Below are 14,882 nucleotides of genomic sequence, written 5' to 3'. Positions count from 1 at the left end.
CCGCCAAGGCGAAGGACGAGACCGTGACCAGCTTGTTCGACAGCTTCCCCATCGGAAACGCGAAGGAAGATCTGCCCATGACCGCATCAGACGCGGCGGCCACGGACGTGGCCGTCACCGCCCCCGCCCCCATCGTCTCGGTGAAGCCGGTGGTGCTGGAAGCGCCGGGCCGTGGTGAGAGCCTGTGGGTGAGGATTTCCGCGCCGACAACCGGGAGTGAACTGCCGGTCATCGTCTTCTCGCACGGCTTCGGGTCGTCGTTGAACGGCTACGGTCCTCTGACCGACTTCTGGGCCGCTCACGGTTTCGTGGTGATCCAGCCCACCCATCTCGACTCCAGGACCGTGGGTGTTCCCCAGGACGATCCCCGCACACCGCGGCTCTGGCGCTTCCGCGTCCAGGACATGAAGCGCATCCTCGACCAGCTCGATCTGCTGGAGGCCGCCGTTCCCGGTCTCAGCGGGCGCCTGGACCGAAGCCGCATCGCCGCGGCCGGACACTCCTTCGGCGGCCAGACGGCGGGCACTCTGCTGGGCCTGCGCGTCCTCGATCCGGTGAGCAAGAGTGCGGAAGACCTGTCCGACTCGCGGATCAAGGCGGGCGTGCTGCTTGCCACTGCCGGCAGGGGCGGAGCCGACCTGACCCCCTTCGCGGCGGAGAACCTCCCGTGGTTGAAGGGACCGGATTTCGCGCACATGACCACGCCGGCCCTCGTGGTCGCGGGGGACAGGGATGAGCTACCGCTCTCCGTCAGAGGGCCGAAGTGGCTCGCCGACCCGTACCACCTGAGCCCGGAGCGCAAGAGCCTGCTCACTCTGTTCGGGGCGGAGCACTCCCTCGGCGGAATCGCCGGCTACGAAGTCCGGGAGACGACGGACGAGAACCCCGAGCGCGTGGCCCTGATCCAACGGGTCACCTGGGCCTACCTTCGCCACGCACTCGGCATCGAGGACACCAACTGGACGGCGGTGCAGAAGGCTCTGTCGGAGAGCGCCGCCCCCATGGGGCGGATCGAATCCAAGTGAAGCGCTGAGAAGCGACCACCTCCGGGGCGGTCGCAGTCCTTGGCACGGCGTCAGCCCTTCGACGACGGCGTCTCGCACACGGGTGTACGAGCGCGGCGATACTTCGTGGGGACCGATCCGGCCGACCACGCCTACGCACGCACAGATGCCTGCAAGCCGACGGCGTCCGTCGGTACTCGGGGCTCGGAAGTCTGACCGCGGCAAGGTCGAGGCGGGCGTCCATGTCCAGGCTGACCTCCCCGTACGGGCGTACATGGGACCAGAACAGCGGGGTCAGGCCGCACCGGTCGGCGGGGGTGAGCGGGTCTGCCCACTCCGGCTCGTCCAGGACGTCCTGGAGCATCAGGGTGTTCACGTGGACCAGGGCCGACTGCAAGATTCTGCGACAGAGCACGAACATCTCCTGCTCGTCGCGCCGGTCGGACGCGGACGCGGGCCGCGTACGGATCGCCGTGGCGTACTTGATCATCTGGTCGTGCTGCTGGGTGATGAGATTCCAGCGGATCGGGCGGGTCAGGGCCGGGGTGAGCTGTGGACGGACGTCCGGTTCGTCGGCCGCGGGGCGGTGCAGCCTGACCCTGTTGAACCGCTTGATCCTCGGCAGCGGATCGAAGTTCAGCAGCCTGGTGATGCCAAAGCCGATTTCTGACGGGCTCGTCCTTCAGCAGCGTCCAGTGCTCGACCAGTTCATCCAGGTCCAACGGGGTGCGGGCCACGACCGTCGATCGTCCTCGCGGGGCTTCACCCACCGCACACGACGGCCGGTAGCAGCCTCAAGTTCGAGCCGGAGAACCCTCGAAGATGCTGAACTCAAGAAAGTCGCGGGGCCAAGGTCACTTCCCTGGTGACGAAAGACCTCGAATCGCCGCCCTGGTGAGGTTCCGCCAAATTCCCGGCGCATCATCGAAATCCGGCACTTAGGGTGCACTAACCAAGCCTTGCTCCGGAGGCGATCCGGGCGGGCTCCAGGGAGGAGTGGAGCGATGACCCTGCGAGGCTGCGGGCCCGGGACCCGGGTACGGGTGGCCGAGGTCCGCGTCCCGGTGGCGGACCGGCTGCGGCTCGCCGAGCTGGGCTTTGTGCGCGGCGCCGAGATACGGGTCGTGGGGCGCGGCACCGCGGGCGGACTTCTCGTCGCCCTCGGCGACGCGCGGGTGGCCCTGGACGGCGCGACCGCGGCCGGGGTGCGCGTACTGCCCCCGCTGCCCGCGAACCCGGCCACTGCTGGGCCCGCTGCCGGCACTGCGACCCCTGGAGCCCCGGCAAGCTCTGCGGCTGCTCCCTCCCCGGCAGGCTCGGCGACTGCTGTGGTTCCCGGGACGGCCGTTCATGCCTGAGCGGGCGGTCAAGTCCTGCTGTGGCACGGACGATGCGCACCCCGGGAAGCGACGCGGTGCGGACGGCGGCGAGGGGCGCGCCGCGGGACTGGGCGTGCGCCGGGGGCCGGGTATCCGTACCGCGCCCGTGGTCGCCCTCGTCGGGAACCCCAATGTCGGTAAGTCGACGCTGTTCAACGCCCTGACCGGGGCGCGTCAGCACGTCGGGAACTGGCCCGGCAAGACGGTCCGGGTCGCCCGCGGCACCTGGCGGCCGGACGACCCGGACGGCCCGGACGCGGCGGACGACCCGGACGCGGCGGCCGGCCCGGCGGCCGCGGACCGGCCGGGCGGCGCCGTGGAACTGGTGGACCTCCCGGGCACCTACAGCCTCGTACCGCGCTCCCCGGACGAGGAACTCACCCGCGATCTGCTGACCGGGCACCTCGACGCCCGACACCCCGACGCCCGACACCCCGACGACCGGCCGTCCGACGCGGGCCGGCCCGCCGAGGCGCGGCCCGATCTGGTCGTCATCGCCGCTGACGCGGCCAACCTCGCCCGGAACCTCTATCTGATCGCGGAGGTGCGTGAGACGGGTGTGCGCTGTGTGGTGGCGCTCACCATGACGGATGTCGCGGCGGCGCGCGGGATCGTCATCGATGTGGCGGCGCTGGCGGCGGAGTTGGGCGTATCGGTGGTGCCGGTCGTCCCGCGCAGACGGCAGGGCCTGGCCGGCCTCGCCGCGGCCGTACGGCGGGAACTGTCCGCCGACGGCCCGCCACGTCCCTTCGCCCTCCGGCCGGGCGCCGAGCCCGGCGGGCCGGCCGCCGCGCCCGCCGGCCCGGCCGGCACCGCGCCGCCGCACCCGGACCGGGAAGCCGGTGTGCCGGACCCGGACCGCACCGCCGAGCCGCCCCGGCAGGACGGCGACGACCGGTCACCGCACGAGGACTCCGACGCCGGTCTGCTGCGCGCCGAAGCCCGTTACGCCTGGGTGCACGAGGTGCTGGCGGCCGTACGGACCCAGCGGCACGGCGGTGCGGGCCACGGGCGCACGCTCTCCGACCGCGTCGACCGGGTCCTGACGTCCCGGTGGTTCGGCATACCGCTCTTCCTCGGCGTCATGTGGCTGGTGTTCACCGCGACCACGACCCTCGCGAAACCGCTCCAGGACGGGCTGGGCGCGTTCTTCGACGGGCCGGTCGCGGGCGCCGCGTCCGCCGGACTCGACGCGCTCGGCGCCCCGGCCTGGCTGCGCGGGCTGCTCGTCGGCGGGGTCATCGGCGGTGTGGGGCAACTGCTCACCTTCGTGCCCCTGATGGTCATCATGTTCGTGCTGCTGGCCGTCCTGGAGGACTCCGGCTACATGGCACGCGCGGCCTTCGTCGTGGACCGCGCGATGCGCCGGCTGGGCCTGCCGGGGCGCGCCTTTCTCCCGATCATCGTCGGCTTCGGCTGCAACGTCCCGGCGCTCGCGGGGCTGCGCATCCTCGGCAACCCGAGGCAGCGGCTGCTAGTCGGCATGATCATCCCGTATGTGTCGTGCAGCGCCCGGCTGACCGTCTACGTCCTCCTGGCCGGTGTCTTCTTCGGCAGCGCGGCCGGCACGGTCGTCTTCGCGATGTACGTCGTCTCGATCCTGCTCGTCCTCGCCATCGGCCTGCTGCTGCGCCGCACCCTCTTCCGTGAACTGCGCGGTGAGGCGCTGGTGCTGGAACTGCCGCCGTACCGGCTGCCGACCTTCCGGGTCGTCGGCACCCAGACCTGGCTCAAGCTCACCGGGTTCCTGCGGACCGCGAGCGGCATCATCGTGGCGACCGTCACGGCCGTCTGGCTGCTCTCCGCGATCCCGGCGGGCGCCGCCCCCGGCACGGGTTTCGGTGCGGCGCCGATCGAGCGGAGCGTCTTCGGCGCCACCTCGCGCGCTGTCGCACCGGTCTTCGGCCCGGCGGGTTTCGGCGACTGGCACGCCGCGGCCGCGCTGGGCACCGGCTTCGTCGCGAAGGAGGCGGTGGTGGCGACCGTCGCCCAGACGTACGGCGCGCGGCAGCCGGACGATACCGGGCACCCGGGCGACGGTGGCGAGCTGGGGACGCGGCTGCGGGCGACGTTCACCGCTTCGTCCGGTGGCCATCCGCTGCCCGCCGTCCTCGCGTTCCTGGTCTTCCTCCTGGCGTACACGCCGTGCATGACGACCATCGCCACCCAGTGGCAGGAGCTGGGGCGCCGGATGACGCTGCTCTCCAACGGGCTGCAACTCGCCGTCGCCTGGCTCCTGGCGGTGGGTGTCTTCCAGGTGGGACGGCTGTGGTGGTGAGTCTCCATGGTCGGCGGCGGGCCGGGGACCGGACCGAGGAGGGGGCCGGGAGCGGCGGGGCCGGCCGGGGCGTCGCGCCCGGCGGGGCCGTGAGTCCGCTCCGCCGCGTTCTGGTCGAAATGCGCCGGGCGCGCGGTGGCGCACGGCTGGAGGACATCGCGGCGCGGGTCGGCGTCGGGCCCGACGAAGTGGCGTCGATGGTCGAGTACTGGGTGGGCCGCGGTCTGCTGACCCGGGAAGCGGTGAGCGGGGGCTGTCCGGAGAGCGGCTGCGGCGGCTGCGCCGGGTGGACGTCCTGCGGGGCGCGGGACGGCCGGGCGGGCGGCACCGTCCTGCACACGATTCGCGCGGTGTCACCCCCTGTTACGTAAAAGTAAACGGAGTTGAGTCCCTCAGGTTCCATCCGGTGGGGCTGTTTGCCCGACTGTGGGGCATTTGTATTTATGTAATGTTGTTGTTTATCTCACACGTCCCCGCACACGCCCTGGCGAACCTTGAATTGGACCCGTCAATCCGTCAGGGTTCTGAGCCAGCCCCGGCGGTACACCTCACGTCCGTCCGGGCCGCGGTGAAACACCCACACCGCACGCCGGCCACCGCGCTCACCCCCACGGAGCGCGGCGGCCGGCGCCGTGCCGGGCACGGACCCTCAGGCCGTCAGCGCGGGCGCGCCCCGGCGGGTGCGGACCGATTGGTCGTAGCGCCGCAGCAGGAGGCGGGCCAGTTCGGGGGCCGGGCCGAGCACGGGCGCGAGGAGATCGGCGCCCGCCTCCCGGGCCCCGGCCGCGATGCGGTCCGGGAGGAAACCGGGGGCGATGACGTACGGGGCGACGGCGACGCGCCCGACGCCCGCCGCCCGCAGGGCCCGTACGGCGTCCGCCGTGCGGGGGAGGGAAGCGGAGGCGAACGCAGGCCGCACGGCACACCAACCAGCAGTGCGCCGCCACTCCCGCGCGGTTTCAGCGATCACTGCGATCGCCTCCGGGTCACTGGAGCCCGCCGAGGCCAGCACGACCCCGGTCGAGCGGCGGTCGCCGGGCCGCAGCCCGGCCTCCTCCAGCCGGCGCTCCAGCGCGGCCGTCAGGAGGGGGGACGGGCCGAGGACTTCGGCCCGGTGCACGGTCAGCAGGGGCAGCCGCGCCGTGGCCGCCCGCAGCACCGCCGGGATGTCGGACTTCGCGTGGAAGGCGCGGGTGAGGAGGAGCGGCAGCGCCACGACCTCCCGTACGCCCTCGGCCGCCAGCCGCTCCAGCACGTGCGGCACGGCGGGCGTGGTGAAGTCGAGATAGCCGACCTCGGTCCGCAGCCCCGGCCGCAGTGCCCGTACCCGTGCGCAGAGCGCGGTGACGGTCGCCGCGTGCCGCGGGTCGCGGCTGCCGTGGGCGATGACGAGGAGCGGGGGCGGCGCGTACATGATCAGCCCTTCACGAGGAGGCCGCGGCTGCGCAGCACATGCCGTTCCATCGGGGCGAAGATCAGCAACTCGATGCCGATACCGACGATCAGGATCAGCAGGATCGCGGCCAGTACCCAGGACATGTCCTGCAACTCCCGTCCCTGCTCCAGGAGCTGGCCCAGTCCGGTGCCCAGATCGGGCGCGTTGACGATGAGTTCGGCGGCCATCAGGGAGCGCCAGGAGAAGGCCCAGCCCTGTTTGAGCCCGGCGAGATAGCCCGGCAGCGCGGCCGGCAGCAGGACGTGCCGCACCCCGGCGAGCCCGGTCGCGCCGAGGGTGCGGCCCGCCCGCAGGTAGAGCGGGGAGATCTGGTCGACCCCGGCGACCAGCCCGTTGGCGATGGAGGGGACGGCGCCGAGCAGGACCACGGCGTAGATCGTGGCGTCGCTCAGCCCGAACCAGATGATCGCCGCGGGCACCCAGGCCACCGACGGCAGGGACTGCAACCCGCTCAGGATCGGCCCGATCGCGGCCCGCACGACCTTGACCCGGGCGACGACCAGCCCGAGCGCCGTACCGAGGACGACCGAGGCCAGGAAGCCGAGGGCGCCGCGCGAGACGCTGGTCCACACAAAGCTCAGCAGGGTGCCTTCGAGCCACTTCTCCTGCAACGACCGGCCCACGTCGACGGGGCTCGGCAGCAGGTAGTGCGGTTTGAGCGCGAAGTGGTAGGCGAGCTGCCACAGGCCGAGCACGATGACGACGGCGACGACGGGCGGGAACGCCTTCGTGGCGACGGTACGCAGCCAGGGCTGCCGGTGGGCGACCGCGGCGTCCAGGGCGTCCAGGCCGGCCTCCAGACCGGCGAGGTCCCCGGGCGGCCCGCCGGGTGCGGCACCGGCCGGACCGGCCGACGCCGTGGCGGCGCTCTGCCCGGCGCCGGTGCCGCCACCGCTCCCGGCAGCGGACTGGGCCTCGGTCTCAGTGCTGGCCATGGCGGCGGATCTCCCCACGGAGCTGTTCGGTGATCTCGACGGACAGGTCGGCGACCGCGGCGTCCTCGATGCGCCGCGGCTGCGGGATGTCCACCCGCCACTCATGGGCGATCCGGCCGGGCCGGGAGGACAGCAGCACCACCCGCTCGGCGAGCCGCACCGCCTCGCGGACGTTGTGGGTGACGAAGAGGACCGACAGACCGGTCTCCCGCCAGATACGGGTCAGTTCGTCGTGCAGGACGTCCCGGGTGATGGCGTCGAGCGCGGCGAACGGCTCGTCCATCAGCAGCAGCCGGCTGTCCTGGGCGAGCGCGCGGGCCATCGCGACGCGCTGGCGCATACCGCCCGACAGCTCGTGCACCCGCTTGCCGTACGCGCCCGAGAGCCGGACGAGTTCGAGCAGCCGCTCCGCCTCGGTACGGCGCTCGGCGCGCGGCAGCCCGCGCAGCCGCAGCGCGAGCTCGATGTTGCGGCCCGCGGTCAGCCAGGGGAACAGCGCGTGCTCCTGGAACATCAGGGCCGGCCGCCCACCGGGCGTCTCGATGCCGCCGGCGGACGGCGCGTCGAGCCCGGCCACGAGGTTGAGGAGGGTGGACTTGCCGCAGCCCGAGGCCCCCAGGAGGCAGACGAACTCGCCCGGCGCGACATCGATGCTGATGTCGTCCAGGACATGCTGTTGCGCGCCGGGGCGGCCGAACGTCTTCGAGACATGGTCGATGCGAACGGCGTACGGGGCCGCGGTGCCGGTATCCGCCGCAGCGGGCTGCTGGGTGAGCGTGGTGGTCGTCATCGGTGTCACCTCCTGGGGATGCGGTGCTGCTGGGGCGGGACTACTCGCTGCCGAGACCGGCGTCGTCGACCGGCGCCCTGCCCTCGGCACTGAGCACCTTGTTCAGCAGCGTGAGGTCGTAGATGCCCTTGAGGTCGGGCTGCTTCAGCAGACCGGCCTTGACGGCGTGGTCCGCCTCCTGCCGGAGAGTGGCGGCCAGCGGGTCATCGATGACATCGGTGTTCTTGAACGCCGGGCCGATGATGTCCGCCGGCAGTGCCTTTCCGGCGATCTGCGGATCGGCGAGCTGGTCGTTGAGCGCCTGCGCCGCCTCGGCGGGGTGGGACCGGATCCAGGCATTGGTCCGGACCGAGCCGCGCAGCACCGCCTCCACGGCCTTGGGGTGCTCCTTGAGGAACTTCTGCGAGACGATCACGTTCGTGATGACGAACTTGCCGTTCGGCCACAGCGACTTCTCGTCCAGCAGCCGCGTACCGCCCACGCTGACGAGCTTGGCCGCGGTGGGTTCCGGCACCCAGGCGCCGTCGATACCGCCCTGCTGGAAGGCGGTCGGCGTCACCTTGTTCTCGGTGCGCTGGACGGTGACCTCGCCCTTCCCGGTGGTGGCGTCGACCGTGTAGCCGCGCTGGGCCAGGAAGTTGAGCAGCGCGACGTCCTGGGTGTTGCCCAGCTGTGGGGTCGCGATCGTCTTGCCCTTGAGGTCCGCCAGACTCTTGATCTTCTTGGGATCGACCACCAGCGAGACGCCGCCGGAGGCCGAACCCGCGATGATCTTCAGGCTCTTGCCGTGCGACTTGGTGTAGCCGTTGATCGCCGGGGAGGGGCCGATCCAGCCGATGTCGATGGCGCCCGAGTTGAGGGCCTCGATCTCCGCGGGTCCCGCGTTGAAGACCGACGACTTCACCCGTGTGCCGCCCAGCTCCTTCTGGAACAGGCCCTTGCGGATGCCCACCAGGGGAGTGGCGTGCGTGGTGTTGCCGAAGAACCCGATCTTCACCTCGTCCAGCCCGTCGGTCTTCGCGCCCTGCGGGACGACCTCGGACGCGGTGTCCTTTCTGGCCTGGGAACCGTAGCCGCAGGCACCCAGCGCGAGGGTCAGCAGCGGGACGGCGGCGGCGGCCGCCAGCAGACGGTGACGAACGGCAGACACGGGAGGTGTTCCTCTCGGAGGGTGCCGGTTCAGCGCGCGCCTGTCAGGGCGCGCCCGGCAGATCGGTGGATCTTCGGAGGCGGGGTGCGGGATACGCGGGGGACAGCGAGCGGGGCATCGTCAGCGCACACATCGGCCGACTCCGCCCTGGCCGCTGCCGCGGGCGCCGCTGCCGATGCGGCCGCCCTCCTTCGCGAACGTCGAGAACATGTCCTGGGGCATGATCAGAAGTCCCATCCCTCGTCGTCCGCCACGGCGGCCGGTGCGGCTTCGGCGGCCGCCGCGAAGGCGGTGCCCGCCATGCCCGCGGTCAGCGTCGTCCCGTCGGCCGGGTCGATCAGCAGGAAGGAGCCGGTGCGCCGGGAGTCGGCGTAGGCGTCCAGCGCCAGCGGCTCGGCGGTGCGGACGGTGATCCGTCCGATGTCGTTGGCGACCAGTTCACCGGGCGCCGGATGCTGGGAGAGATCGTCCAGCGTCAGCCGGGACGGGATGTCCTTGACGATCGCCTTGACCGTACGGGTGGTGTGCTTGAGCAGCACCCGGTCGCCGGCCCGCAGCGGACGGTCCGCCACATGGCAGATGGTCGCCTCGATGTCCTGGGAGGCGGCCGGCACGGTGGCGGTCGGGGCGATCAGATCACCGCGCGAGATGTCGAGGTCGTCGGCGAGCCGCACGGTCACCGACTGCGGCGCCCAGGCCGTGTCCACGGCCCGGCCCAGCGCGTCGATCCCCTCGATGGTGCTCGTCCGGCCCGAGGGCAGGACAGTGACGGCGTCGCCGACGCGCAGCACACCGGAGGCGATCTGGCCCGCGTAGCCGCGGTAGTCGGGGTGCTCCGGGGTCTGCGGACGGATGACGTACTGGACCGGGAAGCGGCCCGGATCGGCGGACGGGTCGGCGATGACGGGGACGGTCTCCAGATGCTCCAGCACCGTCGGGCCGCCGTACCAGTCCATGGTGGCGGACGGCGCCACGACGTTGTCGCCGGCCAGCGCCGAGATCGGGATGGCGGTGACCTCGGAGATGCCCAGGGAGGCCGCGTACGTCGTGAACTCCTCGGCGATGGCGGCGAAGACGGGCTCGGCGTAGCCGGCCAGGTCCATCTTGTTGACGGCCAGCACGACCTGCGGGACCCGCAGCAGGGCGGCGACCGCGGCGTGCCGGCGGGTCTGCTCGACCACACCGTTGCGGGCGTCCACCAGCACCACGGCCAGTTCGGCGGTGGAGGCACCGGTGACCATGTTGCGGGTGTACTGCACATGCCCGGGGGTGTCGGCCAGGATGAACCGGCGCCGGGGAGTGGCGAAGTAGCGGTACGCGACGTCGATGGTGATGCCCTGCTCGCGTTCGGCGCGCAGCCCGTCGGTCAGCAGCGCCAGGTCGGGCGCCTCCTGCCCGCGGTTGCGGGAGGCGTGCTCGACGGCCTCCAGCTGGTCGGCGAGGACCGACTTGGAGTCGTGCAGCAGCCGGCCGACCAGCGTCGACTTACCGTCGTCGACCGAGCCGGCGGTGGCGAACCGCAGCAGCGAGGTGGCGCCCGTGTGGGCGGTGATGGTGGAGCTCATGATCAGAAGTACCCCTCGCGCTTACGGTCCTCCATGGCGGCCTCGGACAGCTTGTCGTCGGCCCTCGTCGCGCCCCGCTCGGTGAGCCGGGACGCGGCGATCTCCGCGATGACGGCCTCGATGGTGGCGGCGTCGGAGTCGACGGCACCGGTGCAGGACATATCGCCGACCGTGCGGTACCGCACCTGCCGGGTCTCCAGCGGCTCGCCGTCCTTGGGGCCGCCCCAGCCGCCGGGGGCCAGCCACATACCGCCGCGGGCGAAGACCTCGCGCTCGTGGGCGTAGTAGATGGCGGGCAGTTCGATCCGCTCGCGGGCGATGTACTGCCACACGTCCAGCTCGGTCCAGTTGGACAGCGGGAAGACCCGGACGTGTTCGCCGGGCGCGTGCCGGCCGTTGTAGAGCTGCCACAGCTCGGGGCGCTGGCGGCGCGGATCCCAGCCGCCGAACTCGTCGCGCAGCGAGAAGATCCGCTCCTTGGCGCGCGCCTTCTCCTCGTCCCGGCGGCCGCCGCCGAAGACCGCGTCGAAACGGTTCTGCTCGATCGCGTCCAGCAACGGGACGGTCTGGAGCGGGTTACGCGTCCCGTCCGGGCGTTCGCGCAGTTCGCCGCGGTCGATGAAGTCCTGGACGGCGGCGACGTGCAGCCGCAGCCCGTGCCGGGCGACGGTGCGGTCGCGGTAGTCGAGGACCTCGGGGAAGTTGTGCCCGGTGTCGACGTGCAGCAGCGCGAAGGGCACCGCGGCCGGCGCGAACGCCTTCAGCGCGAGGTGCAGCATCACGATGGAGTCCTTGCCGCCGGAGAAGAGGATCACCGGCCGTTCGAACTCGCCCGCCACCTCGCGGAAGATGTGCACGCCCTCGGACTCCAGGACGTCCAGGTGCGACAGCGCGTAGGGGCTCCCGTCGCCCCCGGAGTCGCCGCCGGTCCCGGTCCGGGCGGTCGCGGTGGTCACGCCAGTCCCCTTTCGACGAGCAGCGCGTGCAGCGCGGCGGCGGACTCCGGCACGGTCTGGGTGTGCGACGCGATGCGCAGATCGGGCGATTCGGGCTCTTCGTACGGGTCGTCCACGCCGGTCAGCCCGGATATCTCGCCGGCTGCCTGCTTCGCGTACAGCCCCTTGACGTCGCGTTCGGAGCACACCGCGACCGGGGTGGCCACATGCACCTCCAGATACCCGCTGCCCGTGGACTGGTGACGCTTGCGGACCGCCTCGCGGGAGTCCGCGTACGGCGCGATCACCGGCACCAGCGCGATCACCCCGTGGCGCGCCAGCAGTTCGGCGACGAAACCGATCCGCTGGACGTTGGTGTGCCGGTCCGCGCGACTGAAGCCCAGACCGGCGGAGAGGAACTCGCGGATCTCGTCGCCGTCCAGGACCTCGACCCGGCGGCCCTCGGCGCGCAGCCGCTCGGCGAGCGCGCGGGCGATCGTGGTCTTGCCCGCGCTCGGCAGTCCGGTCAGCCACACCGTGGCGCCCGTCATCGGTATCTCCTGAACATCCGCAACGTCCTGAACATCCTCTGTGCGCTGACGGCCCTGCGGGCCGTGGGGCCCCGGCGGGCCCGTTCTCGGTGCGGTCCGCATCAGTGCAGCCCGCACTCGGTCTTGCCGAAGCCGGCCCAGCGGCCGGCCCGCGCGTCCTCACCGGCCAGCACCCGCCGGGTGCAGGGCGCGCAGCCGACCGACGTGTAGCCGTCCATCAGCAGCGGGTTGGTGAGCACGGCGTGTTCGGTGATGTACGTGTCCACGTCGTCCTGCGTCCAGCGGGCGATCGGCGAGACCTTGACCTTGCGGCGCCGGGCGTCCCAGCCGACGACCGGGGTGCCCGCGCGGGTCGGGGACTCGTCCCGGCGCAGCCCGGTCGCCCAGGCGTCGTATGCGGTCAGGCCCTCTTCGAGCGGCTTGACCTTGCGCAGCGCGCAGCACAGGTCCGGGTCGCGGTCGTGCAGTTTCGGCCCGTACTCGGCGTCCTGCTCCGCCACCGTCTGACGGGGCGTCAGGGTGATGACGTTGACGTCCAGCACCGCCGCCACCGCGTCCCGCGTCCCGATCGTCTCGGGGAAGTGGTAGCCGGTGTCGAGGAACACCACGTCCACGCCGGGGATCACCCGCGAGGCGAGGTGCGCGACGACCGCGTCCTCCATTGAGGAGGTGACGCAGAAGCGCGGACCGAAGGTCTCGGCCGCCCAGCTGAGGATGTCGAGCGGATCCGCGTCCTCCAGGTCGCGGCCCGCGCGCTCGGCGAGCCGGGGCAGATCGGTGGCATGGGTCACGACGCACCTCCATCGGACGGGGACGTCCCGGCGGCGGGTCCCCGGGAGAGCAGGCCCAGGAACTTCAGCCGGAACGCGCGGCTGCACGCACGGCACTCCCAGGCGGCGCCCTCACCGCGGACCGAACCCTCCGCGGAGGGCCGCAGGTCCTCGTCACCGCAGTACGGACAGTGGAACGGGGCGGCGCGCTCGCTCACTTCAGCGCACCTTCTTCCGCACGGGCCGCCCACTGGGCGAACCGCTCGCCGTCGGCGCGCTGCGCCAGGAACGTGCGCAGCACCCGCTCGACGTAGTCGGGGAGCCCGGCGGCGGTGACCTTCAGCCCGCGGACCTTGCGCCCGAGACCGGCCTCCAGGCCCAGCGCGCCGCCCAGATGCACCTGGTAGCCCTCGACCTGGTTGCCGTCGTCGTCCAGCACCAACTGGCCCTTGAGGCCGATGTCCGCGACCTGGATCCGGGCGCAGGCGTTCGGGCAGCCGTTGATGTTGATGGTGAGCGGCTCGTCGAACTCCGGCAGCCGGCGCTCCAGTTCGTCGATCAGCGAGGCGCCGCGGCCCTTGGTCTCGACGATCGCCAGCTTGCAGAACTCGATGCCGGTGCAGGCCATCGTGCCGCGCCGGAACGGGGACGGCGTCACCCGCAGGTCCAGCGCCTCCAGCCCGGACACCAGCGAGTCGACCTGCGCCTCGTCGATGTCCAGCACGATCATCTTCTGTTCGGTGGTGTTCCGCAGCCGGCCCGAGCCGTGGGCCGCGGCCAGCTCGGCGATCTTGGTCAGGGTGGTGCCGTCCACCCGGCCGACGCGCGGTGCGAAGCCCACGTAGTAGCGGCCGTCCCGCTGCCGGTGCACGCCGACGTGGTCGCGCCAGCGTCCGTCGGGCTCCGCGGGCGCGGGACCGTCGGTCAGCTTGCGCCCCAGGTACTCGTCCTCCAGTACCCGGCGGAACTTCTCCGGGCCCCAGTCGGCGACCAGGAACTTCAGCCGGGCGCGGGTGCGCAGCCGGCGGTAGCCGTAGTCGCGGAAGATCGAGATGACGCCCTCGTGGACATCGGCGGCCTCCTCGGCGCTCACCCAGGCACCCAGCCGCACCCCGAGCTTGGGGTTGGTGGACAGTCCGCCGCCGACCCAGATGTCGAAGCCCGGCCCGTGCTCCGGGTGGACCACGCCGACCAGCGAGATGTCGTTGATCTCGTGCGCGACGTCCAGCAGCGGCGAACCGGAGACGGCGGTCTTGAACTTGCGCGGCAGGTTGGAGAAGTCCGGGTTGCCGATGATCCGGCGCTGGATCTCCTCGATGACCGGGGTGCCGTCGATGATCTCGTTCTCGGCGATCCCGGCGACCGGCGAGCCGAGGATGGTGCGCGGGGTGTCGCCGCACGCCTCGGTGGTGGACAGGCCGATGCCCTCCAGCCGCCGCCAGATCTCCGGCATGTCCTCGATGCGGATCCAGTGGAACTGCACGTTCTGCCGGTCGGTGAGGTCCGCGGTGCCGCGGGCGAACTCCTGCGAGATCTCGCCGATCACCCGCAACTGCTCCGTGGTCAGCCGGCCGCCGTCGATGCGGACCCGCAGCATGAAGTACGAGTCGTCCAGTTCCTCCGGCTCCAGGATCGCGGTCTTGCCGCCGTCGATCCCGGGCTTGCGCTGGGTGTACAGACCCCACCAGCGCATGCGTCCGCGCAGGTCACTGGGGTCGATCGAGTCGAAACCGGACTTGGCGTAGATCGTCTCAATACGTGTCCGTACATTGAGACCGTCGTCATCCTTCTTGAACTGCTCATTGGCGTTGAGCGGCGTGAAGTGGCCGACGGCCCACTGGCCTTCGCCGCGGTGTCGTCCGGTCCTGCGGCGGGTCGTCGATGCTGCGGCGGGAGCACCCCCGGCCGGGGGCGGGGGCACATCTGGGGTGGCGGCCATGGGAGTACGTCCTTCGGGGCGGCTCAAGGGGTCCGGACTTTGCAGGATGCACCCACTGCGACCTGGGCGGACGCACCGGAAATCGGCGCGTCGCAACGCGTCGGCGGGTGGTGTGCGAGGTCGGGGTGTC

General features: G+C 71.9%; 15 protein-coding genes. 4 read left to right on the top strand and 11 right to left on the bottom strand.

Features of this window, described 5'->3' with window-relative positions:
* The first annotated feature begins 77 nt into the window (after positions 1 to 77).
* Complete coding sequence (locus ACLJWH_RS24825; protein ID WP_411143938.1) at positions 78 to 1,025, top strand: alpha/beta hydrolase family protein; 948 nt, start codon at positions 78 to 80, stop codon at positions 1,023 to 1,025.
* Here the strand turns inward: ACLJWH_RS24825 and ACLJWH_RS24820 are convergent.
* On the bottom strand, positions 913 to 1,620 hold the full coding sequence (locus tag ACLJWH_RS24820; protein WP_411144019.1) for a Tn3 family transposase: 708 nt from the start codon (positions 1,618 to 1,620) through the stop codon (positions 913 to 915). The two genes, ACLJWH_RS24825 and ACLJWH_RS24820, sit on opposite strands and share 113 nt — an antisense overlap.
* A gap of 388 nt (positions 1,621 to 2,008) precedes the next feature.
* Here ACLJWH_RS24820 and ACLJWH_RS24815 point away from each other — a divergent pair, with 388 nt between their 5' ends.
* The 3 genes from ACLJWH_RS24815 to ACLJWH_RS24805 all read left to right on the top strand — a co-directional run bounded on the left by ACLJWH_RS24815 (position 2,009) and on the right by ACLJWH_RS24805 (position 5,032).
* Entirely contained in the window at positions 2,009 to 2,362 is a 354-nt protein-coding gene (locus tag ACLJWH_RS24815) for a ferrous iron transport protein A (RefSeq protein WP_411143937.1), read from the top strand.
* Entirely contained in the window at positions 2,355 to 4,661 is a 2,307-nt protein-coding gene (gene feoB, locus ACLJWH_RS24810) for a ferrous iron transport protein B (protein ID WP_411143936.1), read from the top strand. The genes ACLJWH_RS24815 and feoB overlap by 8 nt, the downstream gene beginning before the upstream one ends.
* Positions 4,662 to 4,750: 89 nt before the next feature.
* A complete protein-coding gene (locus ACLJWH_RS24805; RefSeq protein ID WP_411143935.1) occupies positions 4,751 to 5,032 on the top strand; it encodes a FeoC-like transcriptional regulator in 282 nt (93 codons plus the stop codon).
* Between the two features lie 278 nt (positions 5,033 to 5,310).
* On the opposite strand, the gene ACLJWH_RS24800 is transcribed toward ACLJWH_RS24805, so the two are convergent.
* The 10 genes from ACLJWH_RS24800 to ACLJWH_RS24755 all read right to left on the bottom strand — a co-directional run bounded on the left by ACLJWH_RS24800 (position 5,311) and on the right by ACLJWH_RS24755 (position 14,752).
* Positions 5,311 to 6,075 (bottom strand): sirohydrochlorin chelatase, encoded by a 765-nt coding sequence (locus ACLJWH_RS24800; RefSeq protein WP_411143934.1) that lies wholly within the window; start codon positions 6,073 to 6,075, stop codon positions 5,311 to 5,313.
* Between the two features lie 2 nt (positions 6,076 to 6,077).
* Positions 6,078 to 7,052 (bottom strand): ABC transporter permease, encoded by a 975-nt coding sequence (locus tag ACLJWH_RS24795; RefSeq protein WP_411143933.1) that lies wholly within the window; start codon positions 7,050 to 7,052, stop codon positions 6,078 to 6,080.
* Positions 7,039 to 7,842 (bottom strand): ABC transporter ATP-binding protein, encoded by an 804-nt coding sequence (locus ACLJWH_RS24790; protein WP_411143932.1) that lies wholly within the window; start codon positions 7,840 to 7,842, stop codon positions 7,039 to 7,041. Before ACLJWH_RS24790 ends, ACLJWH_RS24795 begins: the two co-directional genes overlap by 14 nt.
* A gap of 40 nt (positions 7,843 to 7,882) precedes the next feature.
* A complete protein-coding gene (locus ACLJWH_RS24785; RefSeq protein WP_411143931.1) occupies positions 7,883 to 8,992 on the bottom strand; it encodes an aliphatic sulfonate ABC transporter substrate-binding protein in 1,110 nt (369 codons plus the stop codon).
* 224 nt (positions 8,993 to 9,216) lie between these two features.
* A complete protein-coding gene (locus ACLJWH_RS24780) occupies positions 9,217 to 10,557 on the bottom strand; it encodes a sulfate adenylyltransferase subunit 1 (protein WP_411143930.1) in 1,341 nt (446 codons plus the stop codon).
* A gap of 2 nt (positions 10,558 to 10,559) precedes the next feature.
* The gene (gene cysD, locus ACLJWH_RS24775) at positions 10,560 to 11,513 is read right to left on the bottom strand and encodes a sulfate adenylyltransferase subunit CysD (RefSeq protein WP_411143929.1); all 954 of its coding nucleotides are present in this window, start codon (positions 11,511 to 11,513) and stop codon (positions 10,560 to 10,562) included.
* Positions 11,510 to 12,043 (bottom strand): adenylyl-sulfate kinase, encoded by a 534-nt coding sequence (cysC, locus tag ACLJWH_RS24770; RefSeq protein ID WP_052856639.1) that lies wholly within the window; start codon positions 12,041 to 12,043, stop codon positions 11,510 to 11,512. The genes cysD and cysC overlap by 4 nt, the downstream gene beginning before the upstream one ends.
* 101 nt (positions 12,044 to 12,144) lie before the next feature.
* Entirely contained in the window at positions 12,145 to 12,834 is a 690-nt protein-coding gene (locus ACLJWH_RS24765) for a phosphoadenylyl-sulfate reductase (protein WP_131123218.1), read from the bottom strand.
* On the bottom strand, positions 12,831 to 13,031 hold the full coding sequence (locus ACLJWH_RS24760) for a hypothetical protein (RefSeq protein ID WP_411143928.1): 201 nt from the start codon (positions 13,029 to 13,031) through the stop codon (positions 12,831 to 12,833). The genes ACLJWH_RS24765 and ACLJWH_RS24760 overlap by 4 nt, the downstream gene beginning before the upstream one ends.
* Complete coding sequence (locus ACLJWH_RS24755; RefSeq protein ID WP_411143927.1) at positions 13,028 to 14,752, bottom strand: nitrite/sulfite reductase; 1,725 nt, start codon at positions 14,750 to 14,752, stop codon at positions 13,028 to 13,030. The genes ACLJWH_RS24760 and ACLJWH_RS24755 overlap by 4 nt, the downstream gene beginning before the upstream one ends.
* Positions 14,753 to 14,882: the final 130 nt, after the last annotated feature.

Origin of the sequence: Streptomyces sp. x-80 (assembly GCF_046549095.1) — a bacterium.
Lineage (GTDB): Bacteria > Actinomycetota > Actinomycetes > Streptomycetales > Streptomycetaceae > Streptomyces > Streptomyces celluloflavus.
This window is presented reverse-complemented; position numbering and strand designations above follow the sequence as displayed.

Excerpts from the sequence above, each read along its gene's own strand:
- ACLJWH_RS24825 (WP_411143938.1), top strand. The coding sequence starts at position 78 with ATGACCGCATCAGACGCGGCGGCCACGGACGTGGCCGTCACCGCCCCC.
- ACLJWH_RS24815 (WP_411143937.1), top strand. The coding sequence starts at position 2,009 with ATGACCCTGCGAGGCTGCGGGCCCGGGACCCGGGTACGGGTGGCCGAG.
- feoB (WP_411143936.1), top strand. The coding sequence starts at position 2,355 with ATGCCTGAGCGGGCGGTCAAGTCCTGCTGTGGCACGGACGATGCGCAC.
- ACLJWH_RS24800 (WP_411143934.1), bottom strand. The coding sequence starts at position 6,075 with ATGTACGCGCCGCCCCCGCTCCTCGTCATCGCCCACGGCAGCCGCGAC.
- ACLJWH_RS24795 (WP_411143933.1), bottom strand. The coding sequence starts at position 7,052 with ATGGCCAGCACTGAGACCGAGGCCCAGTCCGCTGCCGGGAGCGGTGGC.
- ACLJWH_RS24790 (WP_411143932.1), bottom strand. The coding sequence starts at position 7,842 with ATGACGACCACCACGCTCACCCAGCAGCCCGCTGCGGCGGATACCGGC.
- ACLJWH_RS24780 (WP_411143930.1), bottom strand. The coding sequence starts at position 10,557 with ATGAGCTCCACCATCACCGCCCACACGGGCGCCACCTCGCTGCTGCGG.
- cysC (WP_052856639.1), bottom strand. The coding sequence starts at position 12,043 with ATGACGGGCGCCACGGTGTGGCTGACCGGACTGCCGAGCGCGGGCAAG.
- ACLJWH_RS24755 (WP_411143927.1), bottom strand. The coding sequence starts at position 14,752 with ATGGCCGCCACCCCAGATGTGCCCCCGCCCCCGGCCGGGGGTGCTCCC.